The following is a 14,994-nucleotide window of genomic DNA, read 5'->3' on the forward strand; positions in this document are numbered from 1 at the left end:
CCACGACGGTCCTCAAAAGGGGCCGTCCGGTTTGATTCGAGAAGGAATGACACATGACTCAGAAATTCGACGTGGTAGTGATTGGTGCGGGCCCTGGCGGCTACGTGGCTGCCATTAAAGCAGCGCAACTGGGCCTCACCACTGCCTGCATCGAGAAATACACCGACAAGGAAGGCAAACTGGCCCTCGGCGGTACTTGCCTGAACGTCGGCTGCATTCCCTCCAAGGCGCTGCTGGACAGCTCCTGGAAATACAAGGAAGCCAAAGAAGGCTTCGCGATCCACGGTATCAATCACGCTGGCGTGACCATGGACGTGGCTGCAATGGTTGGCCGTAAAGCCAACATCGTCAAAGGCCTGACCTCCGGCGTTGCAACCCTGTTCAAGGCGAACGGCGTCACTTCCCTGCAAGGCCACGGCAAACTGCTGGCCGGCAAGAAAGTCGAACTGACGAAGCCAGACGGCACCGTCGAAATCATTGAAGCCGAAAACGTGATCCTGGCTTCGGGCTCGCGTCCGATCGACATTCCACCGGCTCCGGTTGACCAGAACGTGATCGTCGATTCGACGGGCGCGCTGGAATTCCAATCGGTACCTAAGCGTCTGGGCGTGATCGGCGCTGGCGTCATCGGTCTGGAACTGGGTTCGGTCTGGTCCCGTCTGGGTTCCGAAGTGGTTGTTCTGGAAGCACTGGAGAAGTTCCTGCCAGCGGCTGACGACGCCGTTTCCAAAGAAGCCTACAAAACCCTGACCAAACAAGGTCTGAACATCAAGCTGGGCGCTCGCGTCACCGGTTCCAAAGTGAACGGCGACGAAGTCGTTGTGAACTACACCGATGCCAATGGCGAACAGAACATCACCTTTGACAAGCTGATCGTTGCCGTTGGTCGCCGTCCGGTGACCACCGAGCTGCTGGCAGCTGACAGCGGTGTGACGATCGACGAACGTGGTTTCGTTTTCGTTGACGACCAGTGCGCGACCAGCGTTCCGGGCGTTTTCGCGATCGGCGACGTGGTTCGCGGCATGATGCTGGCGCACAAGGCGTCCGAAGAAGGCATCATGGTTGTAGAGCGCATCAAGGGCCACAAAGCCCAGATCAACTATGACCTGATCCCGTCTGTTATTTATACTCACCCGGAAATCGCGTGGGTCGGTAAAACCGAGCAAACCTTGAAAGCTGAAGGCGTTGAAGTTAACGTCGGCACTTTCCCGTTTGCAGCCAGTGGCCGTGCCATGGCAGCCAACGACACCGGTGGTTTCGTGAAAGTCATTGCTGATGCCAAGACTGACCGCGTATTGGGCGTCCACGTGATTGGCCCGAGCGCTGCAGAACTGGTTCAGCAGGGCGCGATCGGTATGGAATTCGGCACCAGTGCCGAAGACCTGGGCATGATGGTTTTCTCCCATCCGACCCTGTCCGAAGCCTTGCACGAAGCTGCTCTGGCAGTGAATGGCGGCGCCATTCACATCGCCAACCGCAAGAAGCGTTAAGACAAGACAATAAGAAACCACGGCGGAAGGCCCGTCGTGAGCCTTGCGTGCAAGACTCACCGCGGAATGTCCGCCGGACGCAGCCTTGCGTAGTTCACCGGTTATCCGGAACACCTACGCGAGCAGCAGTCACAGGTGGTGCGGCACTGAACAAGTGCAGCACCGAATGCGCAGTACCTAACGAAGACGGTAATAAGCATGAATCTTCACGAGTATCAGGGTAAGCAGCTGTTCGCCGAATACGGCCTGCCAGTTTCCCAGGGTTTCGCCGTAGACACCCCGGAAGCAGCAGCAGAAGCGTGCGACAAGATCGGCGGGACCGAATGGGTTGTCAAAGCCCAGGTTCACGCAGGTGGTCGCGGTAAAGCGGGCGGCGTCAAGCTGGTTCGCAGCAAAGAAGACGCCAAAGCATTCGCTCAACAGTGGTTGGGCAAGCGTCTGGTGACTTACCAGACTGATGCCAATGGTCAGCCAGTCACCAAGATCCTGGTTGAATCGTGCACTGATATCGCTAAAGAGCTGTACCTGGGCGCTGTCGTTGACCGTTCGAGCCGTCGCATCGTGTTCATGGCTTCCACCGAAGGTGGCGTGGACATCGAGAAAATCGCTCACGACACCCCTGAGAAAATCCTCAAGGCCACTATCGATCCACTGGTTGGCGCTCAGCCATTCCAGGGTCGCGAGCTGGCATTCCAGCTGGGTCTGGAAGGCAAGCAAGTTGCTCAGTTCGCCAAGATCTTCGTAGGTCTGGCCAAGCTGTTCAAGGATCACGACCTGGCTCTGCTGGAAGTGAACCCGCTGGTGATCAAGGCTGACGGCGATCTGCATTGCCTCGACGCCAAGATCAACATCGACGCCAACGCCATGTACCGTCAGCCTAAGCTGAAGACTTTCCACGATCCGTCGCAAGACGATCCGCGCGAAGCGCACGCTGCCAAGTTCGAACTGAACTACGTAGCGCTGGAAGGCAACATCGGTTGCATGGTCAACGGTGCTGGCCTGGCCATGGGTACCATGGACATCGTCAACCTGCATGGCGGCAAACCAGCCAACTTCCTCGACGTGGGCGGCGGTGCTACCAAAGAACGCGTGACCGAAGCGTTCAAGATCATCCTGTCCGACACTAACGTCGCTGCAGTATTGGTCAACATCTTCGGCGGCATCGTTCGTTGCGACATGATTGCCGAAGGCATCATCGGCGCTGTGAAAGAAGTCGGCGTGAAAATCCCGGTTGTTGTTCGCCTTGAAGGCAACAACGCTGAGCTGGGCGCTAAAGTACTGGCAGAAAGCGGTTTGAACATCATCGCTGCTACCAGCCTGACCGACGCTGCTCAACAAGTTGTCAAAGCTGCGGAGGGCAAATAATGAGCGTCCTGATCAATAAAGACACCAAAGTTATCTGCCAGGGTATTACCGGTTCGCAAGGTAGTTTCCACACCCAGCAAGCCATCGAATACGGCACCAAGATGGTTGGTGGCGTAACTCCGGGCAAAGGCGGCACCGAGCACCTGGGTCTGCCAGTGTTCAACACCGTGAAAGATGCTGTAGCTGCCACTGGCGCCACCGCCAGCGTGATCTACGTTCCAGCTCCTTTCTGCAAGGACTCCATCCTGGAAGCAGCATTCGGCGGCATCAAGCTGATCGTTTGCATCACCGAAGGCATTCCTACCCTGGACATGCTGGATGCCAAGGTCAAGTGCGACGAGCTGGGCGTAGTCCTGATCGGTCCTAACTGCCCAGGCGTGATCACTCCAGGCGAATGCAAGATCGGCATCATGCCAGGTCACATTCACTTGCCAGGTAAAGTCGGTATCGTTTCCCGTTCCGGCACCCTGACCTACGAAGCTGTTAAGCAGACGACTGACGCCGGTTTCGGTCAGTCGACTTGCGTCGGCATCGGTGGTGACCCGATCCCGGGTTCGAACTTCATCGACATCCTGAAGCTGTTCCAGGAAGACCCGAAGACCGAAGCGATCGTAATGATCGGTGAGATCGGCGGTTCGGCTGAAGAAGAAGCGGCTGCCTACATCAAGGCGCACGTGACCAAGCCGGTTGTTTCCTACATCGCTGGTGTGACTGCCCCTGCAGGCAAGCGCATGGGCCATGCTGGCGCAATCATCTCTGGCGGCAAAGGCACTGCAGACGAGAAGTTTGCTGCCCTGGAAGACGCAGGCGTTAAAACCGTGCGTTCGCTGGCAGACATCGGCAAGGCTTTGTCCGAGCTGACCGGTTGGGCAGTCAAGTAAGCCTCGCGCTTATCTGACACTTTACCAAGCAAAGGCCACCTTCGGGTGGCCTTTGTCGTTTCTGAAGATATGTGTCGTCAGTGAAGGCCCCATCGCGAGCAAGCTCGCTCCCACATTGGATCTCCAGCGTTCATAAATCCTGTGGGAGCGAGCTTGCTCGCGATGACGGACTTACAGACGCCAACCATTTACATGCAAAAACGCGACACGGAAATGTCGCGTATCGGATAGATCGCCCCTTAACAGTGCGTTTGTCGGGCAAATTCGTTAGGCTAGCAGCCATTTTTGCGTCCGCGGCCCACAAGGTTGCTACGCGCTAAACGGGTCAGTCCTATACGGACCGACAGCATTTCCCTCACCCCTCAGGGAAATCCCTCTCTAAATTCCGATTCAGTAGTGTGGTATTTCCTTAATGAAAGTGTTGAAAGGCCAGGACATCCTGGCACTTGGTTTTATGACTTTTGCCTTGTTTGTCGGGGCTGGCAACATCATCTTCCCGCCTATCGTCGGTCTGCAGTCCGGTCCAAATGTCTGGATGGCGGCGCTGGGCTTTCTGATCACCGCAGTCGGTCTGCCAGTGATCACCGTGGTCGCCCTGGCCAAGGTCGGTGGCGCCATGGATGCCTTGAGCAGCCCGATCGGTAAAGTCGCCGGTGGCCTGCTGGCGGCCGCGTGCTACCTGGCTGTCGGCCCGCTGTTCGCGACACCGCGCACTGCCACCGTGTCATTCGAAGTCGGCCTGGCGCCGCTGACCGGCGAGAGCCCACTGGCGTTGTTCCTCTACAGTTCGGTGTACTTCCTGCTGGTGTTCTTCATCTCGCTTTATCCAGGCCGTTTGTTGGATACCGTAGGACGTTTCCTCGCGCCGCTGAAGATCATCGCCTTGGCCGCTCTCGGCATCGCAGCGTTTGCATTGCCGGCCGGTGATGTCGGCGTAGCCACCCCGGAATACGTGGCGGCACCGTTCTCCCAAGGCTTCATCAATGGTTACCTGACCATGGATACCCTGGGTGCGCTGGTATTCGGCATTGTCATCGTCAACGCGATCCGTTCCCGTGGCGTCGAGTCGCCGGTGTTGATTACCCGTTACGCGATCATTGCCGGGCTGATTGCCGGCGTGGGCCTGGCGCTGGTTTACGTCAGCCTGTTCCGTCTCGGTTCGGGCAGCCATGAAGTGGCCGCAGGTGCCACCAACGGCGCGGCGGTGTTGCACGCTTACGTGCAACACACCTTCGGTTCTCTGGGCAGCGGTTTTCTGGCGGTGCTGATCTCCCTGGCCTGTCTGGTGACAGCGGTGGGTCTGACCTGCGCCTGCGCCGAATACTTCAGCCGTGTGCTGCCGCTGTCCTACAAGACATTGGTCATCATCCTGGCCGTGTTCTCGCTGCTGGTGTCCAACCTTGGCCTCACCAAGCTGATTGCGTTCTCGATCCCGGTGCTGACCGCGATCTACCCGCCGTGCATTGCCTTGGTAGCCCTGAGCTTCTGCAAGGACTTCTGGCATGAGCAGGGCCGCATCGTCGGTCCGGTGATGCTGGTGTCGTTCATCTTCGGCCTGATCGACGCCCTCAAGGGCGCGGGCCTGGCGGACTGGATGCCGACTCAGATGTCCCACCTGCCGCTGAGCGAGCAAGGCCTGGCCTGGCTGGTGCCGTCGGTCATGACCCTGGTGGTCGCGGTGGTCTGCGATCGTCTGCTGGGCAAGCGCGAAGAAGCCCTGGCTTAAGCCGCTTCATGGCCCGCCACAAGCGGGTCTCAAGCACATATGGAAATGCCCCGTATCAATCGATACGGGGCATTTTTTTTGGAGTCGGTGCAGTGTCTTTTTCCTTGAGCTAACGTCGAAGCACTACTTGCTTTGCCAAACACATCACAAGGACCTGCATGTCGTTCATCCACGTCAATATGATCCACATCCTCGCCGCGGTCTGGTTCGTCATCTGCTGGGGCGGCTACACCCGTTATGCGTCGTGGAAGGGCCGTGACACCGCGTGCCTGGCCAGCGTGCTGCACTTGTATCGCGAAGACTGGATGCGCCGCATGCTGTTGCGCGACAACCGTATCGCTGACGCCAGCGTGGTTGGCAACCTGGAGCGCAATGCCTCGTTCTTCGCCTCCAGCACACTGATTATCCTGGCCGGCATTCTTACGGTGCTCGGCGCCTCGGAAAGAGCCGTATCGTTGCTGGCGGATATCCCGATGGTGCAGCAGGCCTCTCAAGGGATGTCGGAGATCAAGTTGCTGTGCCTGGCGCTGGTGTTTGTCTATGCGTTCTTCACGTTCAGCTGGTGCATGCGCCAGTACAACTTTGCGGCCATTCTGATTGGTTCGGCGCCGATGGTCGGTGAGCGCCACGTTTCCGAACAAGAGCGCAAAGCCTTTGCTGCCCGTGCGGCGCGCGTCATCTCCATGGCCGCCAACCAGTTCAACTTCGGCTTGCGCGCTTACTACTTCGGCATGACCATGCTGGCCTGGTTCGTCAGCCCCTGGTTGTTCATGTTGATGAGCGCCGGCGTCGTGCTGGTGTTGTACCGCCGGGAGTTTCATTCCGACGTTCTCGACGTGATGGTCTATACACCTACAGAGGCACCATTGCCCGAGGCGAACAAAGAGGCCGCTTGATGAGTATTCCGTTCTGGTGTGTGTTTATCAGTGCCTTGCTGATTTTCGTGGCAAAGATTCCCGTGGCCAAAGCGATGAACGAGCAGGGCGGTTACGACAACCATCTGCCGCGTCAGCAACAGGCGCAACTGACAGGCTTTGGTGCCCGTGCGTTGGCGGCTCATCAAAACTGTTTTGAGGCGTTCATTCTGTTCGCGGTGGGGGTGTTGATGGCTCACACCACGCAGACGGCGGGGTGGCTGATCGACTTGCTGGCAATCGTCTTCGTGATTACGCGAATCATTTATTTGCTGTGCTATTGGGTTGATCTGGCCTGGCAACGAAGCTTGGTGTGGTTCGTTGGACTAGTGTGTTCGTTGTTGTTGATGATTAGTCCGACTTTTAGAACTATTTTGCTGTAAGGCCTGCAGTGCAAAAAAACAGCAGACAAAAGAAAACCCGCACTTGGCGGGTTTTCTTTATCACGCTAAAAACTGTTTTAGTTTTTAGGTGCTTCTTTTGCTGCCGCTGCATCCGATTCAGCCTGAGCTTTGGCGGCTTCGGCGTTTTCTTTCGCAGCGTCGTTCACTTTATCCTGAGCTTTGTTCATGTCTTGCTGAGCTTGCTCAGCATGTTGGTTAGCATCTTGAGCTTTGTCCTCGGATTTTTTATCGCAGGCAGCGAGACCGAGGGAAGCGGTCAACATCAAGGCAATAGCTAAAGTCTTACGCATGGGGTGTTTCTCCTTATGAAAAATGTATCTATTGGCCTTTCGAGCGTAGCCCGCAGCGTTAAGTTCCTCAATTTATACAGATATATAAGATTATTCTGACGGGAACTTTTACTAAAGCGCCTAGTGCGTTGCCAGAACATTACGAAGAGTTGGATAAAAATGGCCGAAACCCCCGTTTTTGAGCGCGCTACGCGATTTCTATCGGCGCTGCGACATTGTCAGGTACTGGGGCTGCGGGTTCACAGCGCCAGCAGCGAAGGGCTAACCGTCATCCTGCCGTACAGTCCTCAAATTGTGGGCAACCCGCAAACCGGGGTGATCCATGGCGGAGCGCTGACCTCGCTGATGGACACTGCCTGTGGCATGTCGACCCTCTGCGTGCTACCCGAATTTGAGGTCTGCCCGACCCTCGATCTGCGCATCGACTACATGCACGCCGCTGAACCACACAAAGATGTCTACGGTTTTGCTCAGTGCTACCGGGTGACCACGGATGTGATCTTTGCTCGCGGTTTCGCCTATCAGGACGATCCCGAGCAACCCATCGCCCATGTGGTGGGTACCTTCATGCGCATGGGCAAAGCCATCAAAGGCACCAAAGGTTTTGGCGGCGCCATCGCCAGAGGTGAGAAATGACCGACGACTTCAAGGAACAACTTCAGAAGGCACATGAGCAAGGCGACTACGCCTCGCTGCTGCACCTGATTCCTTACGCCAAACTGATCGGCGTCGAATGTTCGCGGGTGGGGGATGATCTGCTGTTTCGCTTGCCGGCCAACAAGGACAACATTGGTAACCCTTTATTGCCAGCGATTCATGGCGGTGTGATCGCCGGGTTCATGGAGCTGTCTGCAGCGTTGCACCTGCTGATTTTCACCGGTTCGCCGGGTGTGCCGAAGATCATCGACTTCTCCCTCGACTACCTGCGTGCGGGGCAGTTTCGCGACACCTGGGCCCGATGCCAGGTTTGTCGTCAGGGTCGCCGGGTGGCCAACGTTGCGATTACGGCCTGGCAAAGTACCGAAGCTGAACCGATTGCCACGGCCCGCGCTCATTTCAAAATCGAAGAGCCCTTGAAATCCTGAACACAGCCCCCAACTTTGATGACAACCCGCCGCCGACCCTCAAGGTCGCGGCCACTGCCATCTGATTGGAGTTTGATAACCATGAGTGTGGAAACTCAAAAGGAAACCCTGGGCTTCCAGACCGAGGTGAAGCAACTGCTGCACCTCATGATCCATTCGCTGTATTCCAACAAGGAAATTTTCCTTCGCGAATTGATCTCGAACGCCTCTGACGCTGTCGACAAATTACGTTTCGAAGCCTTGTCCAAGCCTGAATTGCTGGAAGGTGGCGCCGAGCTGAAAATCCGTGTGAGCTTCGACAAGGACGCTAAAACCGTCACCCTCGAAGACAACGGCATCGGCATGAGCCGAGAAGAGGCGATCACCCACCTGGGGACCATCGCCAAATCCGGCACTGCCGATTTCATGAAACATCTCTCCGGCGATCAGAAAAAAGACTCGCACCTGATCGGTCAGTTCGGTGTGGGTTTCTACTCTGCATTCATCGTCGCCGACAAAGTTGACGTGTTCAGCCGACGTGCCGGCGATGCTGCCAGCGAAGGCGTGCACTGGTCGTCCAAGGGTGAAGGCGATTTTGAGGTTGCCACCGTTGAGAAAGCCGAGCGCGGGACCCGCATCGTCCTGCACCTGAAGTCCGGTGAAGACGAGTTTGCCGATGGCTGGCGTCTGCGCAACATCATCAAGAAGTACTCCGACCACATCGCTCTGCCAATCGAGTTGCCAAAAGAAGTGGCAGCCGTCGAAGGCGAAGAGCAACCGGCCGTTGAATGGGAAACCGTCAACCGCGCCAGCGCCCTGTGGACCCGTCCGCGTACGGAGGTCAAGGACGAGGAATACCAGGAGTTCTACAAACACGTCGCTCACGACTTCGAGAACCCGCTGAGCTGGAGCCACAACAAGGTCGAAGGCAAGCTCGAATACAGCTCGCTGCTCTACGTGCCGGCCCGTGCTCCGTTCGATCTGTACCAGCGTGAGGCGCCGAAAGGCCTGAAGCTGTATGTGCAGCGCGTGTTCGTGATGGATCAGGCCGAGTCGTTCCTGCCGCTGTACCTGCGCTTCATCAAAGGCGTGGTCGATTCCAACGACCTGTCGCTGAACGTCTCGCGGGAAATCCTGCAGAAAGACCCGATCATCGATTCCATGAAGTCGGCGCTGACCAAGCGCGTTCTCGACATGCTGGAAAAGCTGGCGAAGAACGAGCCTGAGCAGTACAAAAGCTTCTGGAAAAACTTTGGCCAGGTCATGAAAGAAGGCCCGGCAGAAGACTTCGCCAACAAAGAGAAAATTGCTGGCCTGCTGCGTTTCGCATCGACCAACGGTGATGAAGGCGAGCAAGTGGTGGGTCTGGCCGAATACCTGGCTCGCGCCAAGGAAGGTCAGGACAAGATCTACTACCTGACCGGCGAAACCTACGCGCAAGTCAAAAACAGCCCGCACCTGGAAGTCTTCCGCAAGAAAGGCATCGAAGTGCTGCTGCTGACCGACCGCATCGACGAGTGGCTGATGAGCTACCTCAGCGACTTCGACGGCAAGAGCTTTGTCGACGTGGCTCGCGGTGACCTGGATCTTGGCAACCTGGACTCGGAAGAGGACAAGAAAGCGGCGCAAGAAGTTGCCAAGTCCAAAGAAGGTCTGGTTGAGCGTCTGAAAACTGCACTGGGCGACTCCGTTGCTGAAGTGCGGGTTTCGCACCGTCTGACCGATTCCCCGGCGATTCTGGCCATCGGTGAGCAGGACCTGGGCATGCAGATGCGTCAGATCCTGGAAGCCAGCGGTCAGAAGGTTCCGGAATCGAAGCCGATCTTCGAATTCAACCCGGCTCACCCGCTGATCGAGAAGCTCGACAACGAGCAGAGCGACGAGCGCTTCGGCGATCTGTCGCACATTCTCTTCGATCAGGCGGCCCTGGCAGCCGGTGACAGCTTGAAAGACCCGGCTGCGTACGTGCGCCGTCTCAACAAACTGTTGGTTGAACTGTCGGTTTAACTGCGTTGTAAAAAAACCCGCTTCGGCGGGTTTTTTCATTCTGGTGTCTTTTGCATTCCTTCACCGATCCGCATGCCAACGTGCCGGGCATGATGATGTATGACGCGAAGACGGCGGGGCGTGCGTTGACGTCGATGCATAATTTGCTGGATGAAGTGTTCAAGGGCTGATTGCTGTGATCGTTCCTCACGCGGAGCGTGGGAACGATCAGTTACAGGGGAGTCGGCGGGCTTCGGTGTTTCGGCAGTTCGATCCGCTCAACTTCCCCCGGCACCGTCGGCCAATCCCCGGCCGCCCAGCGCCGACGAGCCTCATCGATCAACGCCGGATCACTCGCCACAAAATTCCAGTTGATCCGCCGTGGCCCATCCAGCGGGGCACCGCCGAACAATACGGCATGACAGTCGCTTTCAGCGAACAGCGTCATCTCTTCCCCGACCGGCAACACCACCAGCGAATGCGGTTCTATCAGCTCGCCCTCCAGTTGCACCTCGCCATCCAGCACGTACAACGCCCGCTCTTCATGCTCGGTAGGAATCAGCAGCGTTGTCGCCGTTTGCAGGTTCAATTCGGCATACAGCGTCGGAGAAAGCACCGGGACCGGTGATTCCAGGCAAAAGCCTGACCCGGCAATCATCCGGATCTTCACCCCAAGGTTATCGCTGACCGGCAGCGTGGCCGCCGGATGGTGACTGTAGTGTCCGGGGCCGTGCTCTTTATCTTTCGGTGAGGCCAGCCAAATCTGTAAACCGTGCATCGTGAAGCCCTTGTCCTTCAACGCCTCAGGCGTGCGCTCGACATGGGCAATCGCGCTGCCTGCAGTCATCCAGCTGACATCACCGGCTTCCACCACTTGATCGGAGCCGAGGCTGTCCTTGTGCTGGATTTGCCCTTCGAACAAGTAGGTGAGGGTGGACAGACCAATGTGCGGATGCTGTCGGATGTTCATGCCTTTACCCGCCGGATAACGGGTTTGCAACATGTGGTCAAAAAACACGAAAGGCCCGACGCTGCGGCATTTGGCTGACGGCAGCGGGCGAAGAATCGGCTGGCCTTCGACATCTTCGGCGCGGGCGCGGATCACGAGCGGAGTGTTCATGGGGCATTCCAGGCTAAGCGGGTGACGCGTGGAGCATAACCCGCCTGCACAGCCCTTGCCCTATTGGCTGAAAGCGCCTTCGGACAGATGGGTTTCGACACTCACCTCGGTGCCTTTCTTCTTCGCGTACATCGTCAGGGTCAGGGCCTTGCAGGCACCCAGCGCCGCGTCGAAGTAATCGTGTGGCTCGGGCGCCGAGCCTTCGCCGCCGGCAGATCTCGGTACGTCGGCAAAGAGTTCGTGGTCATCGATCTGGACGCTGTGACGAAAACCTTCGGCACGACCGGCTGGCTGCGCAAGTTGCGGGTGGCGCCATCCCGGCCTATGGTCCAAGCGAGACTTTGCCTGTGACTGGCGCGCGATGATTCACCGCCGGTTACTGTCCATCCAGTGCTAATTTGCGTAGCGAGGTGACGACATGCCCACTGACTCCCGTCCCGCCGTACTCGAACTGATTGGCAATACGCCGCTGGTGCGCGTCAGCCGCTTCGATACCGGCCCGTGCACGCTATTTCTCAAGCTCGAATCGCAGAACCCCGGCGGTTCGATCAAGGATCGCATCGGCCTGGCGATGATTGACGCCGCCGAGCGCGATGGCCGCCTGCGACCCGGTGGCACCATCGTCGAGGCCACCGCCGGCAACACCGGCCTCGGCCTGGCGCTGGTCGGCCGTGCCAAGGGTTACCGGGTGGTGTTGGTGGTGCCGGACAAGATGTCCACCGAGAAGGTCCTGCACCTCAAGGCGATGGGCGCCGAGGTGCACATCACCCGCTCCGATGTCGGCAAGGGTCATCCCGATTATTACCAGGACGTTGCTGCGCGGCTGGCGCAGGACATTCCCGACGCCTTCTTCGCCGATCAGTTCAACAACCCGGCCAACCCGCTCGCCCACGAATGCAGCACTGCGCCGGAGATCTGGGCGCAGACTCAGCATGATCTGGACGCCATCGTCGTCGGCGTCGGTTCGGCAGGCACGCTGACCGGGCTGACCCGCTTCTTTCGCCGCGTGCAACCGAACCTGGCCATGGTGCTCGCCGATCCGGTTGGCTCGGTGATGGCCGAATACAGCCGCAGCGGCACCCTCGGCACACCCGGTTCGTGGGCGGTTGAGGGCATCGGCGAGGACTTCATTCCGTCGATTGCCGACCTGTCCAGCGTGCGCCACGCGTATTCGATCAGCGACGAGGAAAGCTTCGATCATGCCCGCCAACTGCTGCGTGCGGAAGGTATTCTTGGCGGTTCCTCGACCGGCACACTGCTGGCGGCGGCGCTGCGTTACTGCCGCGAGCAAACCGAGCCGAAGCGGGTCGTCAGCTTCGTCTGCGACACTGGCACGCGCTACCTGTCAAAGGTCTACAACGACCAGTGGATGAACGATCAGGGCCTGCTGCAGTACAAACATTACGGTGATCTGCGCGACCTGATCTCACGGCGCTTCGAGGATGGCCGGGTGATCAGCGTGGGCCCGGACGACACGCTGCTCACCGCTTTCCAGCGCATGCGCCTGGCTGATGTGTCGCAACTGCCGGTGCTGGAGGGCGGGCAGCGGCTGGTCGGCGTGATCGACGAGTCCGACATTCTGCTTGGCATGCAAGAAGATGCTTCGCACTTTCGCATGAGCGTGTCCAGCGCGATGACCGATAAGCTGCAAACCTTGCCTCCAAGCGCCAGTCTGGCTGAGCTACGCGCGGAGCTCGACCGTGGGCTGGTGGCGATCATCGCCGACGCTTCGGGCTTCCACGGCTTGATTACTCGAGTCGACATGCTCATTCACTTACGGAGATCCCTTGCATGAGTCAACACGATGAAACCGCTGTGCCACGTGCCTTCGCCACCCGTGTGATCCATGCCGGGCAGACGCCCGACCCTTCAACCGGGGCGCTGATGCCGCCGATTTACGCCAACTCCACCTATTTGCAGCAGAGCCCTGGCGTGCACAAGGGCTTCGATTACGGGCGCTCGCACAACCCGACGCGCTTTGCGCTGGAGCGTTGCGTTGCGGACCTCGAAGGCGGCACCCAGGCCTTCGCCTTCGCCTCCGGGCTGGCGACGATTTCCACCGTGCTCGAATTGCTCGATGCCGATTCGCACATCGTCTCCGGCAATGACCTGTACGGCGGTACTTTCCGCCTGTTCGACAAAGTGCGCCGGCGCAGCGCCGGGCATCGCTTCAGCTTTGTCGACCTGACTGATTTGTCGGCCTTCGAAGCGGCGCTGCAGGACGACACGCGGATGGTCATGGTCGAGACACCGAGCAATCCTTTGCTGCGCCTCACCGACCTTGTTGCCATCGCGCGCATCTGCCGCCAGCGAGGCATCATTTGTGTGGCCGACAACACCTTTGCCAGCCCCTGGATACAGCGCCCGCTGGAGCTGGGCTTCGACATCGTGCTGCACTCGACGACCAAGTACCTGAATGGCCACTCCGACGTGATCGGCGGCATCGCGGTGGTCGGACAAAACGCAGACCTGGCGGAGCGTCTGGGCTTCCTGCAAAACGCAGTCGGCGCGATCGCCGGGCCGTTCGACGCGTTCCTCACTCTGCGCGGCGTGAAGACCCTGGCGCTGCGCATGGAACGCCACTGCAACAACGCGCTGGACCTGGCGCAATGGCTGGAGCGTCAGCCGCAGGTGGCGCGCGTCTATTATCCGGGCTTGCCGTCGCATCCGCAGCACGACCTGGCGCAGCGGCAGATGCGCGGTTTCGGCGGGATGATATCCCTCGACCTGAACAGCGACCTGGCCGGTACCACGCGCTTCCTCGAGAGTGTGCGGATCTTCGCCTTGGCCGAGAGCCTGGGCGGGGTGGAAAGCCTGATCGAGCACCCGGCGATCATGACCCACGCCAGCATCCCTGCGGATACTCGTGCGCAACTCGGCATCGGCGATGCGTTGGTGCGGTTGTCCGTGGGGGTCGAGGATGTCGAAGACCTGCGCGCCGACCTGGCACAGGCGCTGGCGCGGATCTGAGTTTCAGCAGGCAAAAAAAATCCGGAACCCTTATCGGATTCCGGATTTTGGTGTCGGGGCGGATCAGCTGCCTTTGACAGCCTTGCCGTTGACCGTGCCGTCGAGGAGCATGATGTTGTACTCCTTGCCGTCGGTTTCAACCTGTTGCAGACGAACCAGCAGGTAATCCCAGTCCTTGGCGAACCACAGGACGGTAATGCGCTTGCTTTGCGTCGGGTCGCGCACGCGCTCGACCTTGATTGCTTCGATCTGGCCAGCTTTGGTGTCGACCTTTTCCGAACCCAGCACGCGGAAATCATAGGTATCGACTTCACCATCGTCGACGACTTGATAGCTCATGCTTTTCTTGCCAGCGGCCACGTCGTGCTGCAGGGCCAGCTGATAAGTGGATTTGTCGACCATGCCGCGGTTGAGCGGGATCTTGACCGGGTCACCGCGATCGGTGCCGGTGACCATTTTGTTGGTCCAGTCGAAATCCAGGTCAGCCTTCTTGGCTTTACCCAGGCCGCCACGTTCGAAGTGGTAGGACTGCGGCAGCAAGGTGTCCTTGTCCAAAGTCAGGGTGCTTTCTTCGGTCAGGCTGGCGATCATCATTGAGGCTTTGAAGCTGAGCTTCCAGGCGCCATTGGCTTGCTTGGTCAGGCTGCGTTCAGCGGTGCCGCTCATGGGCAGCTGCTTCCAGTCAGCGGTGTAGCTGGCGGAGAAAGGTTGAAGTTCTGCAGCCTGCGCAAAAGGCAGTGCGAGCAGAGCGCAAGCGAAGAGCAGGGCGCGACGCATAAAGTCT

Annotated in this window: 15 protein-coding genes and 1 pseudogene; 12 read left to right on the plus strand and 4 right to left on the minus strand. The window is 58.5% G+C overall.

What is annotated here, in order from left to right:
• Nucleotides 1-53: 53 nt before the first annotated feature.
• From lpdA to ACYZT7_RS09615, 6 genes are all read left to right on the plus strand, one after another.
• Nucleotides 54-1,490 (plus strand): dihydrolipoyl dehydrogenase, encoded by a 1,437-nt coding sequence (lpdA, locus tag ACYZT7_RS09590; protein WP_449645656.1) that lies wholly within the window; start codon nucleotides 54-56, stop codon nucleotides 1,488-1,490.
• 198 nt (nucleotides 1,491-1,688) lie between these two features.
• Nucleotides 1,689-2,855, plus strand: coding sequence for an ADP-forming succinate--CoA ligase subunit beta (sucC, locus tag ACYZT7_RS09595; protein WP_008148602.1), 1,167 nt, complete (start codon nucleotides 1,689-1,691; stop codon nucleotides 2,853-2,855).
• Complete coding sequence (gene sucD, locus ACYZT7_RS09600) at nucleotides 2,855-3,736, plus strand: succinate--CoA ligase subunit alpha (RefSeq protein WP_003210566.1); 882 nt, start codon at nucleotides 2,855-2,857, stop codon at nucleotides 3,734-3,736. The genes sucC and sucD overlap by 1 nt, the downstream gene beginning before the upstream one ends.
• A gap of 412 nt (nucleotides 3,737-4,148) precedes the next feature.
• On the plus strand, nucleotides 4,149-5,462 hold the full coding sequence (gene brnQ, locus ACYZT7_RS09605; protein ID WP_462040832.1) for a branched-chain amino acid transport system II carrier protein: 1,314 nt from the start codon (nucleotides 4,149-4,151) through the stop codon (nucleotides 5,460-5,462).
• Between the two features lie 158 nt (nucleotides 5,463-5,620).
• Entirely contained in the window at nucleotides 5,621-6,358 is a 738-nt protein-coding gene (locus tag ACYZT7_RS09610) for a DUF599 domain-containing protein (protein ID WP_449645658.1), read from the plus strand.
• On the plus strand, nucleotides 6,358-6,759 hold the full coding sequence (locus ACYZT7_RS09615; RefSeq protein WP_282377557.1) for an MAPEG family protein: 402 nt from the start codon (nucleotides 6,358-6,360) through the stop codon (nucleotides 6,757-6,759). The genes ACYZT7_RS09610 and ACYZT7_RS09615 overlap by 1 nt, the downstream gene beginning before the upstream one ends.
• Before the next feature lie 77 nt (nucleotides 6,760-6,836).
• On the opposite strand, the gene ACYZT7_RS09620 is transcribed toward ACYZT7_RS09615, so the two are convergent.
• On the minus strand, nucleotides 6,837-7,070 hold the full coding sequence (locus ACYZT7_RS09620) for a hypothetical protein (protein WP_109635983.1): 234 nt from the start codon (nucleotides 7,068-7,070) through the stop codon (nucleotides 6,837-6,839).
• 159 nt (nucleotides 7,071-7,229) lie between these two features.
• Here ACYZT7_RS09620 and ACYZT7_RS09625 point away from each other — a divergent pair, with 159 nt between their 5' ends.
• The 4 genes and pseudogenes from ACYZT7_RS09625 to ACYZT7_RS09640 all read left to right on the plus strand — a co-directional run.
• Nucleotides 7,230-7,706 (plus strand): PaaI family thioesterase, encoded by a 477-nt coding sequence (locus ACYZT7_RS09625; RefSeq protein WP_462040833.1) that lies wholly within the window; start codon nucleotides 7,230-7,232, stop codon nucleotides 7,704-7,706.
• Entirely contained in the window at nucleotides 7,703-8,155 is a 453-nt protein-coding gene (locus ACYZT7_RS09630) for a PaaI family thioesterase (RefSeq protein WP_449645659.1), read from the plus strand. The genes ACYZT7_RS09625 and ACYZT7_RS09630 overlap by 4 nt, the downstream gene beginning before the upstream one ends.
• 81 nt (nucleotides 8,156-8,236) lie before the next feature.
• The gene (gene htpG, locus ACYZT7_RS09635) at nucleotides 8,237-10,141 is read left to right on the plus strand and encodes a molecular chaperone HtpG (protein WP_282377560.1); all 1,905 of its coding nucleotides are present in this window, start codon (nucleotides 8,237-8,239) and stop codon (nucleotides 10,139-10,141) included.
• Between the two features lie 50 nt (nucleotides 10,142-10,191).
• Nucleotides 10,192-10,311: pseudogene (locus ACYZT7_RS09640) on the plus strand (dienelactone hydrolase family protein); the annotation flags it as partial.
• 41 nt (nucleotides 10,312-10,352) lie between these two features.
• Here ACYZT7_RS09640 and ACYZT7_RS09645 read toward each other — a convergent pair.
• Nucleotides 10,353-11,240 (minus strand): pirin family protein, encoded by an 888-nt coding sequence (locus tag ACYZT7_RS09645; protein WP_462040834.1) that lies wholly within the window; start codon nucleotides 11,238-11,240, stop codon nucleotides 10,353-10,355.
• 60 nt (nucleotides 11,241-11,300) lie between these two features.
• Nucleotides 11,301-11,573 (minus strand): OsmC family protein, encoded by a 273-nt coding sequence (locus ACYZT7_RS09650; RefSeq protein ID WP_462040835.1) that lies wholly within the window; start codon nucleotides 11,571-11,573, stop codon nucleotides 11,301-11,303.
• Nucleotides 11,574-11,658: 85 nt separating this feature from the next.
• On the opposite strand from ACYZT7_RS09650, the gene ACYZT7_RS09655 reads away from it, so the two are divergent.
• A complete protein-coding gene (locus ACYZT7_RS09655; RefSeq protein ID WP_462040836.1) occupies nucleotides 11,659-13,035 on the plus strand; it encodes a pyridoxal-phosphate dependent enzyme in 1,377 nt (458 codons plus the stop codon).
• Nucleotides 13,032-14,210, plus strand: a complete 1,179-nt coding sequence (locus ACYZT7_RS09660; protein ID WP_462040837.1) for a trans-sulfuration enzyme family protein — start codon at nucleotides 13,032-13,034, stop codon at nucleotides 14,208-14,210. Before ACYZT7_RS09655 ends, ACYZT7_RS09660 begins: the two co-directional genes overlap by 4 nt.
• 63 nt (nucleotides 14,211-14,273) lie before the next feature.
• Here the strand turns inward: ACYZT7_RS09660 and ACYZT7_RS09665 are convergent, their stop codons facing one another.
• Nucleotides 14,274-14,987 (minus strand): DUF3108 domain-containing protein, encoded by a 714-nt coding sequence (locus tag ACYZT7_RS09665; protein WP_102614662.1) that lies wholly within the window; start codon nucleotides 14,985-14,987, stop codon nucleotides 14,274-14,276.
• Nucleotides 14,988-14,994 lie beyond the last annotated feature (7 nt).

Source organism: Pseudomonas sp. RT4P38, from assembly GCF_054897765.1.